General features: G+C 67.7%; 25 protein-coding genes. 5 read left to right on the plus strand and 20 right to left on the minus strand.

The features are described from left to right. Positions 1 to 83 precede the first annotated feature (83 nt). The 7 genes from J2X65_RS00365 to J2X65_RS00395 all read right to left on the minus strand — a co-directional run bounded on the left by J2X65_RS00365 (position 84) and on the right by J2X65_RS00395 (position 6,755). A complete protein-coding gene (locus J2X65_RS00365) occupies positions 84 to 1,079 on the minus strand; it encodes a Gfo/Idh/MocA family oxidoreductase (RefSeq protein WP_310196404.1) in 996 nt (331 codons plus the stop codon). Then, positions 1,076 to 1,957, minus strand: coding sequence for a sugar phosphate isomerase/epimerase family protein (locus J2X65_RS00370; protein WP_310196407.1), 882 nt, complete (start codon positions 1,955 to 1,957; stop codon positions 1,076 to 1,078). The genes J2X65_RS00365 and J2X65_RS00370 overlap by 4 nt, the downstream gene beginning before the upstream one ends. A 56-nt stretch (positions 1,958 to 2,013) precedes the next feature. After that, positions 2,014 to 2,847, minus strand: a complete 834-nt coding sequence (locus J2X65_RS00375; RefSeq protein WP_310196410.1) for a carbohydrate ABC transporter permease — start codon at positions 2,845 to 2,847, stop codon at positions 2,014 to 2,016. Beyond that, positions 2,844 to 3,767: a sugar ABC transporter permease gene (locus tag J2X65_RS00380; protein ID WP_310196413.1), complete on the minus strand. Its 924-nt coding sequence runs from the start codon at positions 3,765 to 3,767 to the stop codon at positions 2,844 to 2,846. The genes J2X65_RS00375 and J2X65_RS00380 overlap by 4 nt, the downstream gene beginning before the upstream one ends. A gap of 98 nt (positions 3,768 to 3,865) precedes the next feature. Then, positions 3,866 to 5,077: a sugar ABC transporter substrate-binding protein gene (locus tag J2X65_RS00385; protein ID WP_310196415.1), complete on the minus strand. Its 1,212-nt coding sequence runs from the start codon at positions 5,075 to 5,077 to the stop codon at positions 3,866 to 3,868. Positions 5,078 to 5,097: 20 nt separating this feature from the next. After that, a complete protein-coding gene (locus J2X65_RS00390) occupies positions 5,098 to 6,072 on the minus strand; it encodes an alpha/beta hydrolase (protein WP_310196418.1) in 975 nt (324 codons plus the stop codon). Further along, complete coding sequence (locus tag J2X65_RS00395) at positions 6,069 to 6,755, minus strand: GntR family transcriptional regulator (protein ID WP_310196421.1); 687 nt, start codon at positions 6,753 to 6,755, stop codon at positions 6,069 to 6,071. Before J2X65_RS00395 ends, J2X65_RS00390 begins: the two co-directional genes overlap by 4 nt. Before the next feature lie 100 nt (positions 6,756 to 6,855). Between J2X65_RS00395 and J2X65_RS00400 the strand changes: the two genes are divergently transcribed. Further along, on the plus strand, positions 6,856 to 7,932 hold the full coding sequence (locus tag J2X65_RS00400; RefSeq protein WP_310196425.1) for a sn-glycerol-3-phosphate ABC transporter ATP-binding protein UgpC: 1,077 nt from the start codon (positions 6,856 to 6,858) through the stop codon (positions 7,930 to 7,932). 133 nt (positions 7,933 to 8,065) lie between these two features. Here the strand turns inward: J2X65_RS00400 and rpmG are convergent, their stop codons facing one another. The 5 genes from rpmG to rnr all read right to left on the minus strand — a co-directional run bounded on the left by rpmG (position 8,066) and on the right by rnr (position 13,174). Beyond that, positions 8,066 to 8,233 (minus strand): 50S ribosomal protein L33, encoded by a 168-nt coding sequence (rpmG, locus tag J2X65_RS00405; RefSeq protein WP_013166321.1) that lies wholly within the window; start codon positions 8,231 to 8,233, stop codon positions 8,066 to 8,068. 138 nt (positions 8,234 to 8,371) lie between these two features. Then, the gene (locus J2X65_RS00410; RefSeq protein WP_310196428.1) at positions 8,372 to 9,529 is read right to left on the minus strand and encodes an MFS transporter; all 1,158 of its coding nucleotides are present in this window, start codon (positions 9,527 to 9,529) and stop codon (positions 8,372 to 8,374) included. 105 nt (positions 9,530 to 9,634) lie between these two features. Next, a complete protein-coding gene (locus tag J2X65_RS00415) occupies positions 9,635 to 10,375 on the minus strand; it encodes an NUDIX domain-containing protein (protein WP_310196431.1) in 741 nt (246 codons plus the stop codon). Further along, positions 10,372 to 10,869 carry a DUF983 domain-containing protein gene (locus J2X65_RS00420; RefSeq protein ID WP_310196434.1) on the minus strand — a complete coding sequence of 166 codons (498 nt, stop codon included), beginning with the start codon at positions 10,867 to 10,869 and terminating at the stop codon, positions 10,372 to 10,374. Before J2X65_RS00420 ends, J2X65_RS00415 begins: the two co-directional genes overlap by 4 nt. After that, a complete protein-coding gene (rnr, locus tag J2X65_RS00425) occupies positions 10,838 to 13,174 on the minus strand; it encodes a ribonuclease R (RefSeq protein ID WP_310196436.1) in 2,337 nt (778 codons plus the stop codon). The genes J2X65_RS00420 and rnr overlap by 32 nt, the downstream gene beginning before the upstream one ends. A gap of 202 nt (positions 13,175 to 13,376) precedes the next feature. On the opposite strand from rnr, the gene J2X65_RS00430 reads away from it, so the two are divergent. Beyond that, a complete protein-coding gene (locus tag J2X65_RS00430) occupies positions 13,377 to 14,852 on the plus strand; it encodes an MDR family MFS transporter (RefSeq protein WP_310196438.1) in 1,476 nt (491 codons plus the stop codon). 19 nt (positions 14,853 to 14,871) lie between these two features. Here J2X65_RS00430 and topA read toward each other — a convergent pair whose 3' ends face one another. Continuing rightward, positions 14,872 to 17,589 (minus strand): type I DNA topoisomerase, encoded by a 2,718-nt coding sequence (gene topA / locus J2X65_RS00435; protein WP_310196441.1) that lies wholly within the window; start codon positions 17,587 to 17,589, stop codon positions 14,872 to 14,874. A 235-nt stretch (positions 17,590 to 17,824) separates the two neighbouring features. Here topA and J2X65_RS00440 point away from each other — a divergent pair, with 235 nt between their 5' ends. Continuing rightward, entirely contained in the window at positions 17,825 to 18,025 is a 201-nt protein-coding gene (locus J2X65_RS00440) for a hypothetical protein (protein WP_310196442.1), read from the plus strand. Here J2X65_RS00440 and dprA read toward each other — a convergent pair. The 6 genes from dprA to ruvX form a co-directional block, all read right to left on the minus strand. Continuing rightward, positions 18,018 to 19,130, minus strand: a complete 1,113-nt coding sequence (gene dprA, locus J2X65_RS00445; RefSeq protein ID WP_310196444.1) for a DNA-processing protein DprA — start codon at positions 19,128 to 19,130, stop codon at positions 18,018 to 18,020. The two genes, J2X65_RS00440 and dprA, sit on opposite strands and share 8 nt — an antisense overlap. Positions 19,131 to 19,133: 3 nt before the next feature. Continuing rightward, positions 19,134 to 19,739, minus strand: a complete 606-nt coding sequence (gene plsY / locus J2X65_RS00450; RefSeq protein ID WP_310196447.1) for a glycerol-3-phosphate 1-O-acyltransferase PlsY — start codon at positions 19,737 to 19,739, stop codon at positions 19,134 to 19,136. Positions 19,740 to 19,803: 64 nt separating this feature from the next. Next, positions 19,804 to 21,102 carry a dihydroorotase gene (locus J2X65_RS00455; RefSeq protein WP_310196449.1) on the minus strand — a complete coding sequence of 433 codons (1,299 nt, stop codon included), beginning with the start codon at positions 21,100 to 21,102 and terminating at the stop codon, positions 19,804 to 19,806. Next, positions 21,095 to 22,048: an aspartate carbamoyltransferase catalytic subunit gene (locus J2X65_RS00460; RefSeq protein WP_310196451.1), complete on the minus strand. Its 954-nt coding sequence runs from the start codon at positions 22,046 to 22,048 to the stop codon at positions 21,095 to 21,097. Before J2X65_RS00460 ends, J2X65_RS00455 begins: the two co-directional genes overlap by 8 nt. Positions 22,049 to 22,247: 199 nt before the next feature. After that, positions 22,248 to 23,189 (minus strand): AEC family transporter, encoded by a 942-nt coding sequence (locus J2X65_RS00465; protein WP_310196452.1) that lies wholly within the window; start codon positions 23,187 to 23,189, stop codon positions 22,248 to 22,250. Between the two features lie 2 nt (positions 23,190 to 23,191). Next, on the minus strand, positions 23,192 to 23,671 hold the full coding sequence (gene ruvX / locus J2X65_RS00470; protein ID WP_310196454.1) for a Holliday junction resolvase RuvX: 480 nt from the start codon (positions 23,669 to 23,671) through the stop codon (positions 23,192 to 23,194). Between the two features lie 175 nt (positions 23,672 to 23,846). On the opposite strand from ruvX, the gene J2X65_RS00475 reads away from it, so the two are divergent. Then, entirely contained in the window at positions 23,847 to 24,551 is a 705-nt protein-coding gene (locus J2X65_RS00475) for a metal-dependent hydrolase (RefSeq protein WP_310196455.1), read from the plus strand. Positions 24,552 to 24,625: 74 nt separating this feature from the next. On the opposite strand, the gene J2X65_RS00480 is transcribed toward J2X65_RS00475, so the two are convergent. Then, a complete protein-coding gene (locus tag J2X65_RS00480) occupies positions 24,626 to 25,510 on the minus strand; it encodes a hypothetical protein (RefSeq protein ID WP_310196458.1) in 885 nt (294 codons plus the stop codon). 203 nt (positions 25,511 to 25,713) lie between these two features. Between J2X65_RS00480 and J2X65_RS00485 the strand changes: the two genes are divergently transcribed. Next, positions 25,714 to 26,031, plus strand: coding sequence for a hypothetical protein (locus tag J2X65_RS00485; protein ID WP_310196460.1), 318 nt, complete (start codon positions 25,714 to 25,716; stop codon positions 26,029 to 26,031). Positions 26,032 to 26,054: the final 23 nt, after the last annotated feature.

A 26,054-nucleotide genomic window follows, 5' to 3' on the forward strand; every position in this document is an offset into this window, starting at 1 on the left:
CCTTGGCCGGCGCTGGTCTCGTCGACGGGACGTTCTGTCGAGGCACGAAGCGGCGCGTCAGGCCGCCTCGTGCTTCTCCATCCTCAAAGCGCGAGTTCGCGGCGCAGCACTTCCAGCCGCTCCATGGCCACCACGCCATCGGCAATGGTCGGCGCCGCGGTCTCGGCTCCGGCAAGCGCGGGCACGACATCGGCAAGCAGCGCGTGATAGCCCTTCGGGTCTTCATTCGCCGCCGCGGTGAAGTTGGGCTTCCAGGTGAGCGAATCCACGTCATCGGCGAGTGTCGCATTGGGATCGGCCACCTTGAAGGGCGGGTTGCGATGCCAGCGGATCTCGATCACGTCCTCGACCTCGATGCGCTGGTGATCGCCCATCAGCTCGATCCGTTCCACCGGTGTGCCGCGTGACTGTATCGTACCCATGGCGATGTTGCCGATGGCGCCGCATTCGAACTCGAAACCGACGTGGAACAGCACTCGACCGGGGGTCTTCTCCACCTTGCGGGCCGAGATCGTCTTCACCGGCGAGACCAGGAAGGAGACGAGGTCCATGTAGTGCACGCAATGATGCAGGAAAAAGCCGGTGTAATCGACATTGCCGACGAAATAGCCGGGAGCCGTCATGTAGTAGCCTGTGAGCCCGAGCACATCGCCGAAGCGCCCCGAACGCACGATATTGGCGGCCATCTTGTTGCCGATCGAATAGCGCTTCATGAAACCGACCAGCAGCGGTTTTCTGGCCTTTTCGGAAGCCGCGAGCAGTTCGCGCGCCCCCGCTGCGGAGCCGGATGGCGGCTTCTCCATGAATACGCCGAGCCCGCGCTCCAGCGCCTTCTTGCCGAAGGCGAGATGCTGGTCTGGACCGACGGCCATGCCCACCGCATCGATGCCGGGCATCGACAGGAGGGTGTCGACGTCGTCGGTGAGGTTCGACACGCCGAATTGCCGGCCGGCATCGGCGAGGCGGGGGCCATCGATGTCGCACAGCGCCACCAGCTTGACGTCGTGGCGCACGAGTTGCGGCAGCAGCATCTGGGTGGCGTGGATGCCGCAGCCGATCCAACCGATATTCAAGGTCATCGACGGTATTCCGTGAGAGTGATGTGGGACTTCATGAAAGCGACGCTGGCCGAGAGACGGTCGCTCTCGTCCTCGTGCGGGGCGCGCCACTGCGCGAAAGGCACGCCGAAGCGGTCGTCGCGGCGGCGGAAGGGTTCGAGCGAGATCGGGCCGGCATAGCCGATCTCGTGCAGCGCACGGCACACTGCCACCCAATCGGTGGCGCCGGTGCCGGGGAAGCCGCGATGGTTTTCATTGGCCTGGAAATGCACGACGCGGCCGGCGGCGAGGCGGATCGCCTCCGGGATGGAGCTCTCTTCCATGTGCATGTGGAAGGTATCGAGCATCAGTTGGATCGCCGGATGGTCGACCGCGTCGAGCAGCTCGATCGCCTGTTGGGTGGTGCACAGCACGTCGCTCTCGAAGCGGTTCAGCGGCTCGACGGCGAGTAGCACGCCGTGCTTCGCCGCATAGTCGCCGGCTTCGCGCAGGCCATCGACGCAGCGCTGCTTGCGGGCGAGACGTTCGTCCTCCGGCACGGGCTGCGGCGGCCGGCCGGCGAATACCAGCGGATTGCCGGTCAGCGGGCCGCCCACGATCTTGGCGCCCAGCGCCACGGCCTGATCGACGGTGTACTTCAGGTAGTCGATGCCGGCCCGGTGCGCGTCGGCCTCGGCGGAAGAAAGGTTGCGCTGGAGATTGACGCGCGCGGCGAGCACCACGTCGAGCCCGGCGTCGTCGAGCGCCTTGCGGGCGACGGTCGCGTCGATTTCGCCGATCTCGGGCACCAGCAGCTCGACGAAGTCGTAGCCGTGCTCGCGCATGCGGGCAAAGAGAGGAAAATGCTCGGCCGTGAACGGCCGCGCATATTGCATGGAAATCAACCCGACCGGGTTCATGGACACGTCCTCAGTGAAGGCCCGCACCGCCTGATTGCGGCGGCGGGCATGTGGGTTCAGCCCTTCACGGCGCCCTGGGTCATGCCGCCGATGAGGTGGCGCTGGACGAACAGGAAGAGCAAGGTGGCGGGGAGGGCGCCGACGACCGCACCGGCGGCGAGCAGGCCCCATTCGATCTGGTATTCGCCGATCAGCGTCTGGATGGCGACGGTGACCGGCCGCACGTTCCGCCCGCCCAGCGTCAGCGCGTAGAGATATTCGTTCCAGGCGGTGATGAAGATGTAGATGCCGGTCGAGATGATGCCCGGGACCATCAGCGGCAGCACGATGCGCCGCAGCGTGGTGAGCCGCGAGCAGCCATCGGTCATCGCCGCCTCGTCGAGGCTCTTCGGGATGGCACCGACATAGCTGGTCAGCATCCACACCGCGAAAGGAATGGCGACGGTCGAATTGGCAAGGATCAGGCCCACATGAGTGTCGAGCAGGCCGAAGCGGCGCATGAGGACGAACAGCGGCAGGATCAGCAGCACCACCGGGAACATGTTGATGAGCAGGAATTGCAGCATCAGCAGCCGCCGACCTGGGAAGCGGAAGCGCGAGAACGCGTACGCCGCGGTCACCGCCACCAAGAGGCCGAGCAGCATGGTGCCGACGGCGATGATGAGACTGTGCAGCATGTTCATCAGGAACGAGGTCTGTTCGATCAGCCGCCAGTAATTGTCGAGGCTCCAGCCTGCCGGCGACAGCGAGACGCCGCTGGATGTGATCAATGCCGACGGAGTCAGCGAGGTCAGGATCATCCAGGCGAAGGGCGCCATGGCGAACAGCACGATCAGCGCCACCGGCAGGTCGGTGGTGAGGATGCGGCGCAGCGTCGAGGGTTTGGTCATTTCTCCACCTCGCGCATGGTGCGGGCCAGATAGACGGCAACGAAGCTGCCGAGCAGGATGGTGAAGGTCACGGCGATGGCGGTGCCGTAGCCGAAATCGAGGTTCTGCCGGGCCTTGATGAAGGCGTAGAGCGGCAGGGTGTGGGTGGAATAGCCGGGGCCGCCACCGGTCATCACGAAGATGACGTCCATCGAATTCGCCACCCAGATCACCCTGAGCAGGCCGGCGGTGGCGAGCACCGGCATGATGCCGGGCAGGGTGATGTGCAGGAACTGCCGCCAGGGCGAGGCGCCGTCGAGCGATGCCGCCTCATACTGGCTCTTCGGGATGCCCTGAAGGCCGGCGAGGATCATCACCGCGAAGAAGGGGAAGCCCTGCCAGGTCAGCGTGGCGATCACTGCATAGAGAGCGAGGTGCGGATCTGCTAGCCACGGCACGGCGCCCTGCACCACCGAAAGGTAGATGAGGAGGTCGTTGAGCACACCGGTGTTGGGATCGTAGATCCAGCGCCACATCAGCGCGATCACGACGCTCGGCAGCGCCCAGGGGATGATGATCAGCGCGCGGGCGAGGCCGCGCCAAGGAAACTCGCGGTTGAGCAGGATGGCGGTGATAAGGCCGAGCCCCATCTGCAGCGGCACGGTGAGGCCGATCCAGATGACCGTGTTCCACAGGGCCGTCCAGAAGACCGGATCCTGCAACAGCTTGATGTAATTGCCGAAGCCGACGAAGCGGCTGGCGTTGGGCCGGAACAGGATGAGGTCGTAGAAGCTGGTGGCCACCGCCTGCAGCATGGGCAGGAAGACGATGACGGCGGTCACCACGACCGCCGGCGCCAGCAGCCAATAGGGAGTGAGATGCGCCCGGCGCCAGAAAGAGCCCGATCTTTCGGCGGCGCGCGTGGTGGTGACGATCGACATGCTGCATTCCGTGGCTGTCGCGCGTGGGGAGAGGTTCCGGCCGGAGGCCGGAACCCGATGGCGTCGCAGGCATCGGCGCAGGGCCGAGCCCGGCGGTGTCACTGCGCGACGAGTGCGTTCAGTTCTTCCATCATCTGCTGCGAGGTGATCTGGCCGGTCAGCGCCCGCTGCATGGCGGTCTGCCAGGCGGTGTTCACGAACTCCGAGGTGGCGGCGTTCTGCGGCAGCACATGCGCGAAGGGCAGGGAGTCGACGGTGGCGTCGACAAAGCGGCGCTCATGCAGCTTCCAGTCCTTGGCGCCGCTTTTGGTCACCGTCATCTGGCCGGTGGCGCTGTTGAAGGCGACGTTGTTCTCGCCCTCGGCCAGGAAGGAGATCCACTTCCACGCGGCGTCCTTGTGCGGAGAGGAGGAGAAAACCGCAAGGGATTCATCGCCATAGGAGGTCCAGCGGCCATTGCCGCATTTCGGCACCGGCACCGCCGACACCTTGTCGCCGAGCGCGGCCACCAGGTCCTTGGACGAGCCGATGTGGTGTATGGTCATTGCAGTCTTGCCGGCCTTGAAGGCGCCGATGATCTCCTGGAAACCGTCATTCGGCGCCGAGGGCGGGATCACCTTGTCCTTGCGGAACAGGTCGATCACCCACTGGTTGGCGGCGACGGCGTGCTGGTTGGTCAGCCCGCCGGGCTTCAGCGCGCCGCCCTGCGAGAATACGAAGGCGCCCCATTGGTCCCAGCCGCCCTTGCCGCCGCGCAGGCCGAAGCCATAGGTCTCCGGCGCCTTGGTGAGCTTGATCGCCGCGTCGCGGAATTCCTCGCAGGTCGTCGGCGGCTTGAGGCCGGCGGTGGCGAGCAGGTCGGTGCGGTAGTAGAGATAGAGCACGACATACTGGACCGGCAGATAATACTGCTTGCCGTCCGGCCCCTTGTTCAGCTCCAGAAGGTTGTCGAGCAGGTCGGCCTTGCCGGGCCAGGCGTCGATCCGTTCGCCCAGCGGCTCAAGCGCGCCCATCTCGACGAGGCGCGGCTGGGCGAACAGCTTCACCATCGCCGCGTCGGGTGCATTGCCGCCGATCAGCGCGGTATAGAGATTGTCGTAATAGCTGTTCCAGGGGACGTTCTCGGCGTCGATCTTGATCCCCGGATTGGCCTTTTCGAACTTCGCCACCAGTTCCGACATCGGGTTGGCCGGATTGTCGAAATGGTACCAGAAGCGAACGGTCTCAGCCCGGGCCGAGCCGATCGCCATCGATGCGGCGAAGGTCGCGGCGACGGCAAGGCCGGCCGCAAATTTCTTTAGAAGTCCCATGACGCGCTTCCTCCATTGGTTCAGGTTTTTGCTTTGCTTTTGATTGTTCGTGCGGCCTCGCCCGCGGCCTTCAGCGCTTCGCGCGCGGCAGCCAGCTCGTTCGTGTTCTGCAGGAATCCGTGGGTGACGCCGGGGACCACATCGAAAGGGTCGGCGCGCCCCAGCGCCTTCAGCCGGGCGACCAGCGACACCGTGTCGGAGAACAGCGGATCGACGCCCGCCGCCATCAGATAGAGCGGCGGCAGCGCGGCCAGAGCGGCGTCGGACGCGGCGAGCGGGCTGGCGAGGGGATCGCCCGCCAGATCGCGCCCGGCGACGTACCATGCCCAGTAACGGCCCATGCGCGCGGTGGTGAGGCCCGGCCCGTTCTCGAAGCGGCGATAGGACGGCCCGGTGAGATCGACGGTGTAATTGCCGTAGAACAGCAGGGCACCGTCCGGCAGCTGTCGTCCGGCGGCCTGCTCGTGCAGCATGGCGGCGAGGGCGAGATTGGCGCCGGCGGAATCGCCGGAGACCAAGACCGGGTCGTGCAGGCCGTCGACGGCGCCGGCGAGCACCGCCCGCATGGTGGCGACGGTATCGAGCAGGCCGGCGGGGTAGGGATGTTCCGGCGCCAGGCGATAATCCGGCAGCGCGACGCTCATCCGCGCCTCGTTCGCCAGCACGCGGGCGCAGCGCTCATGGGTCTCCGGCGAGCAGAACGCGAAGCCGCCGCCATGAACGAACAGAATGGTACCGCGCTCCGCTTCATGCGGCGTAAGGATACGCAGGCGCACATCCACCGCGCCGAGCGCCAGGTCGGCCGGAACGGTGATCTCCCGGTCGCCGGCCATCTCCGGCAGATTGACGTTCCAGCGCTGGTTGTTCTGTGCGGCGAGCGCGCGTCCCTCGGCCGCCGGCAGCAGGGTGGCGTCCGGCTGCGGGCCGGTTTCGGCGGCGACCTTGTCGAGCAAAGCCCGCATGTCGGCGGAGAGAAGGCCGGGATCGGCGGTCATTGCTGAGATCCCGGAAAGAGCTCGGGCCCGAAGTCGACGATGGTCGCGATATGGCGGCGCATGGCGGTGGTGGCGCTGGCGATATCGCCGCTGGCGATGGCGTCGATCAGGCTGCGGTGACGCTGGGCCGTCGCCTGCAAATCGCGCACGCCGCGGCTGCGGGAAATCTTGAAGCGATGGTTGTGCACCAGGCAGCGGTGCAGGATCGGATCCAGCGCCGGCAACCGGGCGTCCTGCAGGATGCGCCGGTGGAAATCGCGGTCGATCGAGGCGAGCAGGAGCTCGTCATCGGCGTCGGCGGCCTGAAGCATCTGCGCCATCATGGCGTTGAGATCGGCGATCAGCGACGGGCTCGGCGAGCGCATGACGCGCGGCAGGCCGGCCGATTCGATGTGGTCGCGCAGCCGGAACATCTCGACCGCCTCGTCCTCCGTGCAATCGGAAACCTGCGTGCCGCGATGGCCCTGGCGGCGCACCAGCCCCTCCTCCTGCAATTGCAGCAGCGCCTCACGCACCGTTCCCTGGCTGCACTGGAAATGGGCGGCAAGGTCGAGCTCGGTCAGGCCGGTGCCGGCTGGCAACGTGCCGAGCATGATGTCGCGCTTCAGCGCGTTGAACGCGGCGCTTGCCTTGGGGGGCCTGCCGCCGCCTCTGCTCGGGGACTTGGTGGAAAAATACACCATCGAACGTGCCGGTTCCGTGTTGCCTCATGGGCATATTATCATTATCGATAATGATAACGATAATTCAGTCAAGCCAAAACGGCAAGCCGAGGAGGAAAGGATGTCAGCCATAGCCCTGAAGGGTGTGCGCAAATCCTATGGCGACGTGCAGGTCATCCGCAGCATCGACATCGAGATCGGAAGCGGTGAGTTTCTGGTGCTGGTGGGGCCGTCGGGCTGCGGCAAGTCGACCTTGCTGCGCATGATTGCGGGCCTCGAGGAAATCACCGCCGGCGATCTCATCATTGCCGGCACCCGCGTGAACGCGCTGCCGCCGGCCCAGCGGGACATCGCCATGGTGTTCCAGGACTACGCGCTCTATCCGCATATGAGCGTCGAGGACAACATGTCCTTCGGCCTCAAAATGCGCGGGGCGAACGAGAACGAGGTGGGGCGGCGCGTCGGCCTGGCGGCCGATATCCTGAAGATCCGGGATTTTCTGAAGCGACGCCCCTCCCAATTGTCCGGCGGGCAGCGTCAGCGCGTCGCCATGGGCCGCGCCATCGTCCGGGAGCCGGCGGCCTTCCTGTTCGACGAGCCGCTGTCGAATCTCGATGCCGCCCTGCGGGTGGAGATGCGGCTCGAAATCGCCAAGCTGCACAACCGCATGAAGGCGACCACCGTCTATGTCACCCACGATCAGGTGGAGGCGATGACGCTCGCCGACCGCATCGTGGTGATGAATGCCGGCAATGTGGAGCAGATCGGCGCGCCGCTCGAGCTCTACCACAAGCCGGCAACGCTGTTCGTGGCCCGCTTCATCGGCAGCCCGACCATGAACACGTTGCCGGGCTCGGCGGCGGTGTCGGCGAACGGCGCGGCGCTGAAGCTCGCCCAGGGCACGATCGCGCTGCAGGAGGAGGCGTCGATTCGCGACGGGCAGCCGATCGTTCTCGGCGTGCGGCCGGAGGATCTCGCGCTATGCGGGGAGGGCGAAGCCTGGTTCGGGGGCGAGATCGCCGTCGCCGAGCGGCTGGGCAGCCAGACCTACGCCTATGTCGATATCGGCCACACCCGCATGCTGACGATCGAGTGCCCGCGCGAGGCCGAGATCCATGTCGGCGACAAGGTGCATGTGCGCGGCAACCCGGCCAAGCTGCACATCTTCGACGAGGCATCCGGCCAGCGGGTGAACTGAAGCGCCGGTGCGGCTCGCTTCCTCTCGTGTGCCGCACCTCACGTCCGACGCGAAGACCGAGGGGCAACTGACTGAATATAAAAGAAAAGGGCGCCGCAAGGCGCCCTTTGTCATTTCCGCCGGAACGGCAAGATCACTTGATCTTGCCTTCGCGGAACTCGACATGCTTCTTCGCGACCGGGTCGTACTTCTTCACGACCAGCTTGTCGGTCATCGTGCGGGAGTTCTTCTTCGTCACATAGAAGAAGCCGGTGTCGGCGCTCGACACGAGCTTGATCTTGATGGTCGTCGCCTTGGCCATGACCGGTCTCCTGGAAAGTGGCTCGCGCCCCCGCTTGCGGGGATCGCGTCGAATTCATCGGGTTCGCGCGGCAGCGATGCCGCTCGTTGGGCGTCCGTATCCGTGATCGCCGCCCAATTGTCAAGGAAGGCGTGAGATTCAGCGGTCGCGGACCAGCTGAACCGCCACCACCAGCACATAGACCAGCAGGAACGCCGCCAGCATGACCGCGAATCCATGCGGTCCCATCAGTCCCATGCCGGTACCGACGGAAATCGGGCCGACGATCAGGCCGATGGAGTACAGCATGACGAAGGCGGCATTGGCGGTTGCCAGAGCCGCGCCGTGGAATCGGGCGCCCAGCAGCGTGAGCCCGACGGTGTAGAGGCCGGCGACGATGCCGGTCATGACGAACACCGTCGCCATCATGGCGAGGCCGTCAATGGCGAGGAAGGGAATCAGCACCGCGCCGGCGAGGCCGACCAGGCCGCAGGCCAGCAGCAGCTTGCGCCGGTCCATGCGGTCGCTGATGAGACCGAGCGGGATCTGCAGGCCGACATTGCCGAGTTCGGCGATGGTGAGCAGCAGCGCCGCCTCGCCCTCGCCAAGTCCGCGCCGCAGCCCGTAGAGCGGCAGGAAGTTGACGAGGCCGGTCTCCACCGCGCCGAAGACGAAGGCGGCCAGCGTCGCCGCCGGCGCGATGCGCAGCAGGCTCAGCACGCCGCGCGAGCTTTCCTTCTCGATCACCGGCGCCTGCGAGGTGCCGATCATCACCGGGATCGAGGCAAGGGCGAAAAAGGCGGCGCCGATGACATAGGGCGCCCAGCCGCTGGTGCCGACCAGGGAGAGAATGGCCGGGCCGCCGGCGAAGCCCAGCGACAGGGTGGTCGCATAGATGCCGATGACGAGGCCGCGGCGGTCGGCGGGGGCGGCGGCGTTGATCCAGAATTCGCTGACCACGAACAGGACGCACAGCGAGGCGCCGAACAGGAAGCGCAGCGGAAACCACAGGATGAAGGCGTCGGTGACCTTGAAGGCGAGCAAGCTGGCCGCCCCGAGCGCCACCGCGCCCATCATCATCGGCCCGGCACCGTAGCGGCGCACCAGATCGGGCAGGAACGGCGCGCACAGGACGGTGGCGATGCCGCCGACGGCGGTGTTGAGCCCGATCCAGGTGCTGGAGATGCCGCGCGCGTCGAGCTCGAAGGCGAGCAGCGGGATCGACAGGGCAAGACCCAGGCCCACCACCGAAATGGCGGCGATCGCCGCCGCGAGGGAAGCGATGTTGAGGCGGGCAACGGGCAACTGGGCATGCATGGAACGCAACGGCTCTGCGAGAGGCGGGCCGTCGGCTTTAGAACATGTGCGGCGAAAACTGAATGACCTTTGTGATCACATTTGCCTTGTGTAACGGCGGACGGCTCACTCCAGCGTCTCGCGCATCATGCGGCCGTGGCGCGTCGCATAGAACGGCACCGGCAGCCACGGCTTGTTGCCGCCGGCCAGACGCGTCTCGATCTCCTCGAGGATGGCGTGGGTGATGGTCGGCACCTCCGCCCGCTTGGCATCCGCGAAACTCAGCCAGGCCAGCTCCACCAGCTCCGAATCCGGCCCGATCACATCGGGGATGCGGTGGGCGATGTTGCTCGCATCGGCCATGAAGAACCGGGTGTCGAAGCGCCGCGACAGTCGCGGCGGGGTGATGGCGCGGGCGACGAAGGTGAGGGCTTCCAGATTGGGGAAGGCGCCGGCCCGGGCGAAGGCCTCCCAGCCGGCAGGCATCGTCTCCGGCGACCCGGCCTCGTGGGAGCCGATGAGCAGACCGGTCTCCTCGCAGGTCTCGCGGATGGCGGCGAGCGCCAGCGCCCGTGCCCGGCTGAGGCTCGGGCGCACCACGCGCGCCTGCAGCCGGCGTTCGGACAGGGCGTCGAGCATGCCGTAGACCGGCACGTTGCGGTCCTGCGGATCGACGCGACCGCCCGGAAACACCAGCTTGCCCGGCATGAACTTCTGTGCCGGGTTGCGGCGGCCGAGCAGCACGCGCGGCTTGCGGCCGGCGCGATCGATCAGGATCAGCGTGGCGGCGTCGACCGGGCGGCGATAGGCATGGGCGGCGTCGGGCCGGTTGGCCGCGAAGCGGGCGGAAACGTCGAGGGCGGTCATGTGGAGCGAGCAAGTCCCTGGGGGCGGCGGCTGGGGGGCACGGGGTCGTGCTCCTCGCTGGTGGGATCGAAGCCGTGCATGCGCAGGGCCCATTGATAGCCGACCAGCGCTCCCTTCACCGGCGGCAGCAGCAGAAGGCTGAGGATCAGGGTGAGCGGCAGCCATACCGCCATATGCACCCATTGCGAGGGGTGCCAGGCGATCTCGACGGCCAGCACCGCGGGCACGATGATGTGGCCGACAATAGTGATGACCATGTAGGGAGGGGCATCGTCGGCACGATGGTGCCACAGTTCCTCGCCGCAGGCCGCGCAGCGCTCGTTCACCTTCAGATAGGAGCTGAACAGCGGACCTTCGCCGCATTTGGGACAGCGCAGGCGGAAGCCGTTCTTCATCGCCGGGCCGACGGGCCGTGCGGGCTGAAAGCTCATGCGATCCCTGCTCCTTGCTGCGCTTTCCCAGCTAACGGCGCTTGCCGACCTTGGGCGGCCCACGCCGCACGCTGCCCGCCTCGCGACGGATGCCGCGCGGCCCCTTGCGAGACGGACCGCCCCTGCCGGCCTTCACATAGTCGCCCTCGCTGAGAAGCTCAAATCGCAGCGCGCCCGCCACGGGGGCCGCCTCCACCAGCTTCACCTCCACCCGGTCGCCGAGCCGGTGCATTTCGCCGGTGCGCTCGCCGATCAGTGCGTGGCGGCTTTCGTCGTACCAGTAGTAATCCTGCCCAAGCGTCGCCGCCGGGATGAAGCCGTCGGCACCGGTGTCGTCGAGCGCGACGAAGAGGCCCGCCTTGGTGACGCCGGCGATGCGGCCCTTGAAGGTGGCGCCGATCTGCTCGGCCATGTGGTGGGCGATGAGCCGGTCGATGGTCTCGCGCTCGGCGGTCATGGCACGGCGCTCGCTGGCCGAGATGCGGGCGGCGATCTCGGCGAGCTGTTCCGGCGTGGTGTTCTCCGGCAACCCGTCCGACCCGAGGCCGAGGGCACGGATCAGCGCCCGGTGCACGATCAGGTCGGCATAGCGGCGGATCGGCGAGGTGAAATGCGCATAGCGGCGCAGATGCAGGCCGAAATGGCCATAGTTTTCGTTGGCGTATTCCGCCTGCGCCTGGCTGCGCAGGATCACCTGGTTGACCAGCGGCGCCAGTTCGGTGCCCTCGACCCGGGCGAGAATGTCGTTGAAATGCGCCGGGCGCACCGTCTCGGTCTTGGGCAGGGCGATGTCGAGCGTCTTCAGGAATTCGCGCAGCGCCGACACTTTTTCCAGCGATGGCTGGTCGTGCACCCGGTAGACGAGGGGGATGTGCTTGTCCTCCAGCGTCTCGGCGGCGGCGACATTGGCGAGGATCATGAACTCCTCGATCAGCCGGTGCGCGTCGAGCCGTTCGGGAATCACTATCCTGTCGACCGTGCCGTCCGGCTTCAGCAGAATCTTGCGCTCCGGCAGATCGAGCTCCAGCGGGTTGCGGGCGTCCCGGGCCTTCTTGACCAGCGCATAGGCGGCATAGAGCGGCTTCAGGATCGGCTCGACGATCATGTCGGTCACGTCGTCGGTCCGGCCTTCGATCGCGGCCTGCGCCTGCGCGTAGGCGAGCTTGGCGGCCGAGCGCATCATCACCCGGTGGAACGTATGGCTCTTCTTGCGGCCATTGGCGCCGATGACCAGACGCACCGCGATGGCGGGACGGTCTTCCAGCGGGCGCAACGAACACAGATCGTTGGAGATGCGTTCCGGCAGCATCGGCACGACGCGGTCGGGGAAATAGACCGAGTTGCCGCGCGCCAGCGCTTCCTTGTCGAGCCCGCTGCCGGGATGGACGTAGTGGGCGACATCGGCGATGGCGACGGTGACGATGTAGCCGCCTTCATTGGCCGGGTCCTGGTCCGGCGCGGCATGCACGGCGTCGTCATGGTCCTTGGCGTCGGGCGGATCGATGGTGACCAGCGGCAATTCGCGCCAGTCCTCGCGCCCCCGCAGCGTCGCCGGCCGCGCCTTCTCCGCCTCGGCCAGCGCCTCACGGCGGAAGACGTTGGGGATGCCGTGGGCGTGGATGGCGATGAGGCTGATCGCCTTCTCGGTGGCGAGCGAGCCGAGCCTGTCCTTCACCTTGGCCGTGGGAAGCCCATAGGCGTGGTGGCGGGTGATCTCCACCGCCACCAGATCGCCGTCCTCGGCTTCGCCCTCGGCGCCGGGCGGCACGGCAAGCTCGCGCCCCATATTGCGCTTGTCGACCGGAATGATGCGGCCGCCGGCATCCGGCCGGCTCTTGTCGGCACGGTAGATGCCGAGCACCTGTGACCGGGCCTTCTCGATCAGCTTCAGCACCCGGCCGGTGTGTCGGATGCGCCCGTCCGCCTCGGGAATCTCGTCGGTCTTCAGCAGGACCCGGTCGCCGATCGTGGGAGCCGGGCCGGCGAGGCGGCCGCGCCGCGCCAGCTTGACCAGAATGCGCGGGGCCTCGCCATGTTCCTCGCTATCCCAGTCGATGGGCTCGGCGATCAGTTCGCCGTCCTCGTCGCGCTCGACCACTTCCGCCATCACCACGGCGGGGAGGGCACCGGCCACATGCAGCTTGTTGCGCTTGCGGCCAACCAGCCCCTCGTCGGAAAGCTCGCGCAGCATGGCCTTCAGCGCGATGCGGTCGCTGCCATCCAGCCCGAAGGCGCGGGAAATCTCCCGCTTGCCGACTTCGCCGCCATGCGAGGCGATGAAGGCGGTGAGGTCTTCCTTGCTCGGCAGGCCCCGGGGGAGGCGGGGGGCGGCCGGCTTGCGGATCTTGGGCTTGATGGGCTTGCGCACGATTCTCGCGTTCCTTGAACGGTCGCGCTGACGCTAAACGTTACGCCCGGCTACGTCGACCTTTCCGCGCAATGCCTAATTTATCACTCGACCATGTTTTTCGGTTCGTGATCGCGGCGCGAGCCGGCGGACCCTTGCCAACCGATGGCGACGGAGCCAATTTGCGCCGCCATAACCCGGGGGGCCGGGAAGGAAACAACCAATGGATGCCCGCTCGACCGACCCGGAGCCGGGACAGCTCTCACACGCCGAAATCAGGACCATCCTGATCGGCGTCATGCTGGCGATGTTCCTCAGCGCACTGGAACAGACCATCGTCGCCTCGGCCTTGCCCACCATCGGCCTCGCCTTTGGCGACATGGAAAACGTGCCCTGGATCGTCACCTCCTATCTCCTGACCGGCACGGCGGTGACGCCGCTGGTCGGCAAGCTGGCGGATATTCACGGGCCGCGCCCGATCCTGCTTGGCAGCATCAGCCTCTTCATCGGCGGCTCGGTGCTGTGCGCGCTGGCGCCGAGCATGATCTGGCTGGTGCTCGGGCGTGCCGTGCAGGGATTGGGCGGCGGCGGCCTGATCGCGCTGGCCCAGACCATCATCGGCCTGATCGTGGCGCCGAAGGAGCGCGGACGCTACCAGGCGTTCTTCGCCGTGGTGTTCATCACCTCCAGCGTCGCCGGCCCGGTGCTCGGCGGGTTCTTCGCCGAGCACCTGCACTGGTCGCTGATCTTCTGGATCAACGTGCCGCTCGGCCTTGCCGCCGCCTATATGAGCGACAGCGTCCTGCACCGGCTGCCGGCGCATCATCACCCGCACCGGCTCGACATCGTCGGCGCGCTGCTGCTCTGCGCGGCGGCGATGGCGCTGATGCTGGCGCTGAGCTGGGGCGGCCAGGTCTATGCCTGGAGTTCCGCCATGGTGCTCGGCCTGCTCGCCGGCTCGCTGCTGCTGTGGTGCCTGCTCGGCCTCAGGCTCGCCACGGCGCGCGAGCCGCTGATCCCTTTGTCGATCCTGTTCAATCGCGTCGTCGGGCCGGGGGTGCTGGCGGCGGCGATGGCGATCGGCTCGATGATCGGGCTCTCGGTCGAACTGCCGTTCTATTTCGAAGGTGTGCTCGGCTTCACCGCCAGCCAGTCCGGCGGCGCGCTCATTCCCTTGCTGGCCGGCGTGGTGGTCGGCGCCACCGGCACCGGCCGGATGATGGGGCTGATGCACCACTATAAGCGCGTGCCGTTGATCGGCGTGTCGAGCGCGGTTGTCGCGCTGGCGCTGCTGGCGCTGTTCCCCCGCGACGTCAGCTTCGCCGGGCTCGCCGTGCTGATGGCGATCACCGGCGCCGGCCTCGGCACCGTGCTGCCGGTGGTGACGGTGAGCGTGCAGAACGCGGTGCCGCTGCCGCAGATCGGCACCGCGACCGGCGTGCAGAACTTCTTCCGCTCCCTGGGGGGCGTGGTGCTGGCCGCGGCGTTCGGCGCCATCGTGCTCGGCGCCTCCGGGATGACGGGGCACCAGCTGCTCGAAGGCTTCCGGCTGGGCACCGTCGATGCCGGGGCGCTGACGCAGTCGTTCCGCTTCGTCTTCGCCGCGGCGGCGTTGGCGCTCGCGATCGGCCTTGTCGGCCTGATCTTCATGGAGGAGCGGCCGTTGCGCAGCCACAGCGGGCCGGCGCCGATCGACTGATCGGCGCCTGTCGGCTTGCTCAGTCGGCCTTGGCCGCGGCCTTGCTCCGGGCCGGGGACTTGGCCTTGGTCGCCGCGCCCTTGCCTTTGGCTGGAGCTTTGGCCTTGGCGGGGGCCTTAGCCTTGGCGGGGGCCTTGCGCGCCGTGGTCTTGGCCTCCCCCGCGGCGGCCGGCTTCGCCGCCGCCTTGGCAGCGGTGCGCCGGGCCGGCTTGGCAGGCATCGAGCCGGCCTTGGCGGTGAGCAGCTCTACGGCCTGCACCATGGTGACGCTGTCGGGATCGAGGCTCTTGGGCAGCGTCGCATTGATCTTGCCGTGGTTGACGTAAGGCCCGAAGCGGCCCGGGCGCACCGTCACCGGCCCGCCAAGGGTCGGATGCTCGCCGAGCTCGCGTCCGCCGGCCGCCGCGCCGCCGCGGCGCGGACCCTTGTTCTGCTTGTCGGCGATGAGCGCGATCGCCCGATTCAGGCCGATGGCGAGAATGTCGTCGCCGGCATCGAGATTGGCGTAGGTGCGGCCATGCTGGACATAGGGGCCGAACTTGCCGATGCCGGCGAGAATCGCCACGCCGTCATCGGGATGGCGGCCGATCTCGCGCGGCAGCGCCAACAGGGCGAGCGCGGTCTCGAGGTCGACATCGGCCGGCGCGAGGCCCTTGGGCAGGCTGGAGCGCTTCGGCTTCTCGCCATCCTTGCCTTCGCCGAGCTGCAGATAAACGCCGAAGCGCCCGTCGCGCAGCGTGACCTCCAGCCCGGTGACCGGATCGGTGCCGAGCACGCGCGTGCCATTGGTTTCCGCCTCGCCGTTCTCGCCGTTCTGGGCGGCGAGCGGGCGGGTGTATTTGCACTCGGGATAGTTCGAGCAGCCGATGAAGGCCCCGAACTTGCCGACCTTCAGCGACAGGTGGCCCGTGCCGCAGGTCGGGCACAGACGCGGATCGCTGCCATCTTCCTTCGGCGGGAAGATGTGGGCGGTGAGCAGTTCGTCGAGCCGCTCGATTACCTCGGAGACGCGCAGATCCTTGGTCTCGCCCACGGCGGCCGAGAAATCGCGCCAGAAGTCGCGCAGGACCTGTTTCCAGTCGAGATCGCCAGCGGAAATCTGGTCGAGCTTTTCCTCGAGGTCGGCGGTGAAGTCGTATTCGACATAGCGGTCGAAGAAGCTTTCGAGGAAGGCGGTGACGAGCCGACCCTTGTCCTCCGGCACCAGCCGGCGCTTGTCGAGCTTCACATATTCGCGGTCGCGCAGCACCGCGAGCACCGAGGCATAGGTGGACGGCCGGCCAATGCCGAGCTCTTCCATGCGCTTGACCAGCGAGGCTTCCGAATAGCGCGGCGGCGGCTCGGTGAAGTGCTGGTCGGTGGCGATGCCCTTGTTGGCCAGCTTCTCGTTCGCCGACATGGCGGGCAGGCGACGGTTCTCGTCGTCCTCCTCCTCGTCGTCGCGGCCCTCGCGATAAAGGGTGAGGAAGCCATCGAACTTCACCACCGAGCCGGTGGCGCGCAGCTCGATGCTGCGGCCGGCGGCGGTCGCGTCGATGTCGACGGTGGTGCGCTCGAGTTCGGCGGATTCCATCTGGCTGGCGATGGTGCGCAGCCAGATCAGCTCATAGAGCTTGGCCTGGTCGCCCTCGAGATAGCGGGCGACGTCCTTCGGCCGGCGGGCAAGGTCGGTCGGGCGCACCGCCTCGTGCGCCTCCTGGGCATTCTTCGCCTTTGCGGTGTATTTGCGCGGCGCGGAGGGCACGTAGCGGTCGCCATAGTCCCGACCGATCACCGAGCGGGCGGCAGAGACCGCCTCCGGCGCCATATCGACGCCGTCGGTACGCATATAGGTGATGAGGCCGACGGTTTCGCCCCCAATATCGACGCCCTCATAGAGCCGCTGGGCGATGCGCATGGTGATGGCCGGGGCGAGGCCAAGCTTGCGGCTCGCCTCCTGCTGCAACGTCGAGGTCGTGAAGGGCGGATAAGGATGCCGGCGGGCGGGCTTGGCCTCGACCGAGCGCACCACGAAATCGGCCTTGTCCAGCGCGGCGCGGAAGGCGGCGGCCTCCTCGGCGGTACCGACATCCAGCCGGCCGATCTTCTTGCCATCGGCACCGACGAGACGGGCTTCGAACACGTCGTTGCGCGGGGTCGCCAGCTTGGCGGCGATCGACCAGTATTCCCGCCGGACGAAGGTCTCGATCTCCATCTCGCGGTCGCAGACGAGGCGCAGGGCGACCGATTGGACCCGACCCGCCGAGCGGGCGCCCGGCAGCTTGCGCCAGAGCACCGGCGACAGGGTGAAGCCTACGAGATAGTCGAGGGCGCGGCGGGCAAGGTAGGCGTCGACAAGCGCGGCATCGATCATGCGCGGGTTACGCATGGCGTCGAGCACCGCCTGCTTGGTGATGGCGTTGAACACGACGCGGGAGATCGGCTGATCCTTGAGCGCGCGCTTTTCCTTGAGGATTTCAAGCACATGCCACGAGATCGCCTCGCCTTCGCGATCCGGGTCGGTGGCGAGGATGAGCCCATCCGCCGCCTTCACCGCGCGGGCGATGTCGGCAAGGCGCTTCTGCGCCTTGGGGTCGATATCCCACAGCATACGGAAATCATGCTCAGGATCGACCGAGCCATCCTTGGCGGGCAAATCGCGGACATGACCATAGGAGGCGATCACCTCATATCCCGGTCCGAGATATTTGTTGATCGTCTTCGCCTTGGCAGGGGATTCGACGATGACGACCTGCATGCGCCCGTAACGTCCTTCGGTTCGGTGTCCAGCCCAGAAAACGGCCGGGAAAATGGGGGAGGCGGCCCAAGCTGTCAAATGGGCGGTGCGGAAGCCGCGTAGCTCCGCACAGGCGCCATAGCTAAAGGTTTTCGAATATGCACGCATAAATGGTATTATTTGGTGTATGTAATCAATGATAGAAATACCTCCAGTTTCGATGCTACGTTATCCCCTCACAGCGCATGAGAAGACCGTGACGGATAACGATTTCGACCAAACGCGAGGGCCGAACGAGACGGCCGCCTATATCGAGGCGCTTGCCGCGGAACTGGCGCGGATCGCCGCGGCGGAGCGGCTGCACATGCTGCACTATCTCCTCGAAATGGCCCGCGAGGAGGCGGCCTCCATTGCCAGTCGCTACACGTCGGCGGCTGGCGACCCCTCGCTCAGATAAGCGAGACCGTGTTGCCGGCGTGGCGCTTCAGGCGCCCGGCGAGTTCGAGTTCCAGGAGCACCACCTGTACCTCGCCGGCCGGCCGGCCGGAAAGCGCCACGAGATCGTCGATGCCGACCGGGGAGGGCCCGAGCAAGCCCAGGATGCGCAAGCGGGCGTCATCCGCGGGCTCGGCATAGCTCGCGCCCTCGCCGTCCTCCTGCGAGCCGGTCGGCGGCGCCACCCGCCCGATCAGCGGACGCAACACCTCGACGATGTCGGCGATCTCCGTCACCAGCGCCGCCCCCTGCTTGATCAGCGCATTGGCGCCGCCGGCCCGGGGATCGAGCGGCGATCCGGGCACGGCGAACACATCGCGTCCCTGCTCGCCGGCGAGGCGGGCGGTGATGAGCGAACCGGAACGCTCCGCCGCCTCGACCACCACGACGCCGAGCGACAGGCCGGAGACCAGCCGGTTGCGGCGGGGAAAATCGCGGGCGCGCGCCTCCCAGCCCATCGGCATTTCCGACAGCACCACCCCCCGTTCGGCGATGCGCGCCTGCAAGGCTTCGTTCTCGCGCGGATAGGGGCGATCATGGCCGCCGGCGACAACGGCGATGGTGCCGGTGGCGAGGCTCGCCTCATGCGCCGTGGTGTCGATGCCGCGGGCGAGGCCGGAGGCGATCACCCAGCCGGCTTCGCCGAGGCCGCGGGCCAGCCGGGCGGTCATCGTCCGCCCGGCGCCCGAGGCGTCGCGCGAGCCGACAATGGCGACCGTCGGCTCCGTCAGCAATTCCGTGCGGCCGCGCACGGCGATCAGCGGCGGGGCATCGTCGATGGCGCGCAGCGGCGGCGGATAGTCCGGCTCGCCAATGGCGATGAAACGGCCGTTCAGCCGGGCGAGGGCGGCGATCTCGTCCTCCGCCTCGGCCGGCGAGGGGATTCGCGGCGGGATCAGGCTGCCGCCGCGCCGCGCCAGCGTCGGCAGCGCCTCCAGCGCCGCGCGGGCGCCGCCGAAGCGGTTGACCAGATTGCGGAAGGCGCGCGGGCCGACATTCTCGGTGCGGATCAACCGCAGCCAATCGCGGCGCTGCTCATCGTCGAGACGCACGCCCGGGTGCGCCATGGATCAGCCTTTCGCCCCAATGCGGCCTTCCGTCCCGGCCAGCAGCCGGCGGATATTGGCGCGGTGCATGATCCACAGCATCACGGTCAGCACCGTCAGCAGCAAGGTCAGCGCCGAACTCGCCAGCACCAGCGCGGCGATCACCGTCGCGGCGGTGGCGCAGAGCGCGGCCAGCGAGGAATAGCGGAACAGCCGGGCGACACCGAGCCAGACGACCGCAAACACCACGGCCAGCGGCCAATAAAGGCCGAGCGTCACGCCGAGGAAGGTCGCGACCCCCTTGCCACCCCGGAAGCCGAGCCACACCGGAAAGAGATGGCCGAGAAAAGCTCCCAGCGCCGCGACGAGCGAGCCCTCGAAGCCGAACAGCCGCGCGGCGATCAGCACGGCCACCGTGCCCTTCAGGGCGTCGCCGAGCAGCGTGGCGGCGGCCAGGCCCTTGCGGCCGGTGCGCAGGACATTGGTGGCGCCGATGTTCCCCGAACCGATGGAGCGGATGTCCTGCGTGCCGGCGAGACGGGTGAGAATCAGGCCGAACGGGATCGAGCCCAGCAGATAGCCGAGCGCCAGGGCGAGAAGGCCCGCGAGGGGAGGCAGCGACCACGTCATGCGTCGACCTTAATGGCCGCCGTCCGCCGTGGCGATGGCCGCCACCGCGGACGGCGGTGGCAATTCACACGTATTCGTAGACGGTGCGGCCGCTGACCAGCGTGCGCACCACCCGGCCTTCGAAGCGCGATTCGTCGAAGGGGGTGTTGCGGCAGCGCGACTTGAGCGAGGCGGCATCAAGGATCCACGCCTCGTCGGGGGCGATCACGGCAATGTCCGCCGGGCTGCCGGGTCGCAGGGTGCCGGCGCCGAGGCCCAACAATTCGGCGGGGCGGGTCGACATCGAACGAATGAGCGCCATCAGTCCAACCGTTCCGCCGTTTACCAGCCGAAGTCCGGCGGCGAGCATGGTCTCCAGCCCGATGGCACCGAAGCCCGCCTCGGAGAACGGCAGGCGCTTCACCTCGACATCCTGCGGGTTGTGGTCGGAGACCACGACATCGATCAGTCCCTCGTCGAGCGCGGCGGCGAGCGCCAGCCGGTCCTCTTCCGCGCGGAGCGGCGGCGCCAGCTTGAAGAAGGTGCGGTAGCTGACCACGTCGCGCTCGTTGAGCGTCAGGTGGTTGATCGAGGCCGAGGCGGTGACGTTCAACCCCGCGTCCCTGGCGCGCCGCAGCACCTCGAGCGATTCGACGCAGGTGAGCGAGGCGGCGTGGTAGCGCCCGCCGGTCATGGCGGCGAGGCGGACATCACGCTCCAGCACGATGGCCTCGGCCGCCTTCGGGCTGCCGGCAAGGCCGAGCCGGGCGGCGAGTTCGCCCTCGTTCATCACGCCTTCGCCGGTAAGATCGGCATCCTCGGTGTGATGCACGATCAGCGCGTCGAACATGCGCGAATAGGTCAGTGCCCGGCGCAGCACCTGCGCCGAGCGCACCGAGCGCGCGCCATCGGTGAAGGCGACGGCGCCGGCGGCCTGCAGCAGGCCGATCTCGGTCATTTCGCGGCCTTCCAGGCGCTTGGTGAGCGCCGCCATCGGATGGATGCGCACGATGGCGGTGTCGCGGGCGCGCCGCTGCACGAAATCGACGATCGCCGGTTCGTCGATCATCGGATCGGTGTCGGGCTGGCAGATGATGGTGGTGACGCCGCCGGCCGCCGCCGCCTGACTTGCCGAGGCAAGGGTCTCGCGGTGCTCGGCGCCGGGCTCGCCGATAAAGGCGCGCATGTCGACGAGGCCGGGGATGACGAGGCGATCGCGGCAATCCACCCGCTCGGTGCCATCCGGCAGGCCGGTTTGGGCGAGGCCGGGCGCAACGTCCTTGATGATGCCGTCGGCGATGAGGATGTCGCCTTCGATGTCGAGGTCGCGCGAGGGGTCGAGAATGCGGGCTCCGGCCAGAAGGACCGGACGGATATCAGGCATTTGGCAGGTTCCGCGACAATGCATCGAGGACGGCCATGCGGACCGCCACGCCCATTTCCACCTGTTCGCGGATCAGCGACTGCGCACCGTCGGCCACCGCCGAGTCGATCTCTACGCCGCGGTTCATCGGGCCGGGATGCATTACCAGCGCATCGGGTCTGGCGTAGCGCAGCTTCGCTTCGTCGAGGCCCCAGAAATGGAAATATTCCTTCACCGACGGCACGAAGGAACCGTTCATCCGCTCGCGTTGCAGGCGCAGCATCATCACGATGTCGACGTCGGCCAGGCCGCTTCGCATGTCGGTGTGGACCTCGACACCGAAGCGGTCGATGTCGCGCGGCAGCAGCGTGAGCGGTGCCACCACCCGTACCGTCGCGCCAAGTGCCTGCAGGAGGAGGATATTCGAGCGGGCGACCCGGGAGTGGGTGATGTCGCCGCAAATGGCGACCGTCAGCCCTTCGATGCGGCCCTTGTTGCGGCGGATGGTCAGGGCGTCGAGCAGTGCCTGGGTCGGGTGTTCATGGGCGCCGTCGCCGGCGTTCACCACCGCGCAATCGACCTTGCGCGCGAGCAGTTCCACCGCGCCGGAGGCACTGTGGCGCACGATCAGCACATCCGGGCGCATGGCGTTCAGCGTCGCGGCGGTGTCGATCAGCGTCTCACCCTTCTTGAGCGAGGAATTGGCCACCGCCATGTTCATCACATCCGCGCCGAGCCGCTTGCCGGCGAGCTCGAAGGAGGATTGCGTGCGGGTGGAAGCCTCGAAGAACAGGTTGATCTGCGTGCGGCCGCGCAGGGTCGCGCGCTTCTTCTCGACCTGCCGGTTGAGGGTGACGAACTCCTCGGCGAGGTCGAGCAGGCCGACGATCTCACCGGGATCGAGGCCTTCGATCCCGAGAAGGTGCCGGCGGGCAAGCGTGAAGGAGGCAGTCGGGTTCGATGTCATATCGAAGTCGGCTGGATAGACGCTGATGTGGTCGGCTGCAAGCGCTTATCGGCGCCTCTCCCGGAAATCCCGCCCGAACCCGCCGCCGGTTCCTAGCCCTGCCAGCCGGCCCGGTGCGCCGTGCCCGTCCTCTTGGCGTTACGCGGAGGTTGCGGTAGCAGGGATTTTATAATATTCTGATTTAAGATATATAGATAATTCATTGCAATAACATATAGTTTGCCGCAGAGACCGCCAGCGGCATGGTGATGGTCGCGAAGATCATCTGCACGGTCAGCATCTCGGCGAGCAGCGGCGCGTCGCCGCCCATCTGCCGCGCCAGCACATAGCCGTTCGGTGCCGAGGGCACGGAGGCGGCGATGGCGACCACCAGCAGATCGACCTGACGCAATCCCAGCGCAAGGCCGAGGGCGATGGCGGCGGTCGGCAGCAGGACCAGCTTGAGAAAACAGGAGAGGAAGGTTGCCGCTCGCGGGCGGTGCAGGCTGTCGAGGCGCAGGCCGGCGCCCACCACCAGCAGGCCGAGCGCCAGCGAGGAGCGGCCGAGTATATCGACGAAAGTCATCAGAACGGCGGGGATTACCACGCTGATTTCATTGAGCAATGCGCCGATGACGCAGGACCAGACATACGGGTTGCGGGCGATCTGGGCGAGCATTTTCGGCGGTTTGGCATCGGCGCGGGCGCCATGGCGGGCGAGGACGATGACCGAGAGGATGTTGAGCACCGGAATCATCACCGCCAGGCCGACGGCGGCGACCGCCAGTCCCTTCGGGCCGGCGAGCGCACTGGATACCGCCAGCCCTATATAGGAATTCCAGCGGACAGACCCCTGGAAAAGCGAAGTATAGGAAGGACTTGTCAGCGAGAGCGCCCGGCTGAGCGGCCGCCGCAGCACCATGAGCGCCCCGCTGAGACCGAGGATCGCCAGCAGGAGCGCGACGCTGACCTCCAGCACCGCCACGCCGCCGAGGTCCGCGCGGGCGATGGAGACGATGATCAGCGCGGGGAAAAGCACGAAATAAGTGAGCTTTTCCAAAGCGATCCAATGACTGGCCTCGGTGAGCAGCACCCGCTTCAACAACGCCCCGAGGGCGATGATCAGGAACACCGGCACGAGCGCGCCGAGAACGCCGGCCATGATCAGGCGCTCGCAAGGAACCGCAGGCGGTCAAGCGCGCCCTGGAGGATGAAGGCGGCGGCGTGCTGGTCCACCACCGCCGCCCGTTTGGCCCGGCTGACGTCGGCACTGAGCAGGTCCCGCTCCACGGCGGCAGTGCTAAGTCTCTCGTCCCAAAGGATAATCGGAAGCTCGGTGAGCTTGGCGAAGTTGCGGGCGAAGGCGCGGGTGGACTGGGCGCGCGGGCCTTCGCTGCCGTCCATATTCACCGGCAGGCCGAGCACGAAGCCGACTGCGCCGCGGTCGCCGGCGAGCTTCAGCACGCGGGCGGCATCCGGGGTAAACTGTTTGCGCGCAATGGTTTCCACCGCCGCGGCCAGGCGTCGGTCGGGATCGCAGCTGGCGATGCCGATGGTCTTGGTGCCGAGGTCGAGGCCGAGCAACCCGCCGCGCGGGGGCAGCTGGGCGTGGGCTTCCTCGATGCGGAGAATGGGGGCGCTCATGAGTGTTGCGCTAGCACGCCCGGACAGGGGGCGCCAGAGCGCCCGGCCGGTGCAGTGAGGCGTACGATGCGGCCGGTTTCCACCGCCGATGGCCGGTGAGGCCGAAAAGCCGGCTTGAGCGCGCCGCGCGGCACCCTATGTTCCCGGGCACCATCGGCAGCCAGAGAGATGCTCCATGAAGATCACGTGGTTCGGACATTCCGCCTTTCGCCTCGACTTCGCCGGCAAGGCGGTGCTGATCGACCCCTTCCTGTCCGGCAATCCGAGCTTCGGCTCCAGCCGCGACGTGGCGGTGCTGGGCACCAACTACGTGCTGCTGACCCATGGCCATGGCGATCATGTCGGCGACACCGTCGCCATTGCCGAGGCGACCGGGGCGACGGTGGTCGCGAATGCCGACCTCGCCTCCTGGCTCGGGCTGCAGGGGGTGAAGAAGCTGGAGATGATGAACACCGGCGGCACCATCGGCCTCGACGGCTTCTCGGTGAGCATGGTGCGGGCTGACCACTCCTCCGGCGCGCTGGCCGACAACGCCTCGGTCTATCTCGGCAATGCCAACGGGCTGATCGTGCACGCCCCCGGCGAGCCCACCGTCTGGCACATGGGCGACACCGACATCTTTTCCGACATGGCGCTGATCGCCGAGATCCACAAGCCGGAGATCGTCATCATGCCGATCGGCAACCGCTTCACCATGGGGCCGGAGACGGCGGCGCTGGCGGTGAAGCGCTTCCTGCCGGGGCTGACGATCATCCCCTGCCATTACGGCTCCTTCCCGCCGCTGGAGCCGACGGCCGATCGCTTCGTCGACTTCGTCGGCGACGAGGCAAGCGTGCATGTGCTGACGAGCGGCGAACCGAAGCCGTTCGCCAAGGGCTGAGACGCGGCGGCACGGCCGGCGAGGGAGGGGCGTCGCGCCGCGCCGCCCGCTACCCCCGTGCCCCCCCGCCGGGGCTAGGGCGGGATGGCGTGGCCGAGCGCGGCACAGGCGCGGCGTACCGCCTGCGCCTGCATGAGGAAGGCGACGGCGATGAAATCTTGCAGCGCCGCCGCCAGCGCTGGCTCGGCGAGCGCGCCGCCGCGCGAATCGGGCCGGCGCAGCAGCCCCGCCTCCTCGCCGGCGCGCAACAGGCCGAGGACATGCGAGCGGGAGACGCCGAACCGGCGGGCGAGATGGGTGATCGGCACCGGCGGCTGGTCGTGGCCGGCTTCCATCAGCGACAGCGCGATGACCATGCCGGCGTCGCGATCGGCAAAGGGCGCCAGTTCCGGCACGTCGTCGAGCAGCCGCCAGCCCTCGCGGAAGGGCTGGATCAGCGCATCGATGTAGATCGCCAGGAAATCCGGCTCGTCGATATGGGCGAGGCCGGCGGCCCCTTCCGGCACCAGGCGCGCCATCGCCGCCAGAATATGGCGCCAGCGCGCGCGGTGCAGGTCGAGCAGGCGGGCGGTGGGCGCCAGCCGCTTCAGCCGGCGGTCGCCGCCGGGAGCGGGCAGGGATTCGACGAGGCCGAGCAGCCGGAAGGCGCCCAGCATGGCGACGGCGCGGCCGGGGCTGCAGACGCGGAGGGCGGCCACCTCGGCCTTCAGCCGGCCGGCACTGAGCCCGCCGCCTCCGGCACCGGGTGGCTCGTAGTGCAGGGCGAGCACCAGCATGGAGAGGATGAAGCGCCCGCGATCGTTCAGCAGCCGATTCATCACGGCATTGCCGCGATAGGTGGCGACGATGCCGGCGGCCGCCTCCCGCGCCGCCGGCGCGAACAGCGGGTGAGCGCGCAAGGCTTCGAGCTCTGGCCGGCGTTCCGCCGCCGGGGCGCGCCACGAGGTCGGATCGAGCATGGAGGCGTATTCCGATTTTCCCACGCCTTATGGCATCGTTCCCGCCACCGCTTCAACCGGCCAGCCCGCCGCGGCCCGCGGGGCGCTGCCATCCCCGCAGCGGCCGCGCGGCCGGACGCGGTCAAAAATCGGCATTGCGCAAGGTAACCGCCGGGCGTTGAGTGCGTTCTGGGCGGAGAATCCTCCCGAAACGGGGACATGTCATGCGCTACAAGGGCTTCCGGTTTATCGTATCGCCGCCTGCGGCTGGAGCGTTCGCGGCCGGCGCGATGCTGGCCGCCGGCGCGCTGATCGCCAGCGCGTCCCCCGTCTCGGCGGCGGTGGTGTACTGCACCGGACCGGGCTACCCGCGCGGTTGCGTGGTGCGGCCCGCGCCGGCTCCCGCCGCGCGGGCCGCCATTTATTGCACCCGTCCGGGCTATCCGGTGGGATGCGTCGGCAGCCCGGCTGCCCGCGCCGTCGCCCGGCCGGGGCCGGGCGTCAATATGGGCGGGCCGGTCAATCGTCCCGGCCTGCGCTGAATCCATCTGCAACAGGAGAATTC

This window comes from Ancylobacter sp. 3268, assembly GCF_031456575.1.
Lineage (GTDB): Bacteria > Pseudomonadota > Alphaproteobacteria > Rhizobiales > Xanthobacteraceae > Ancylobacter.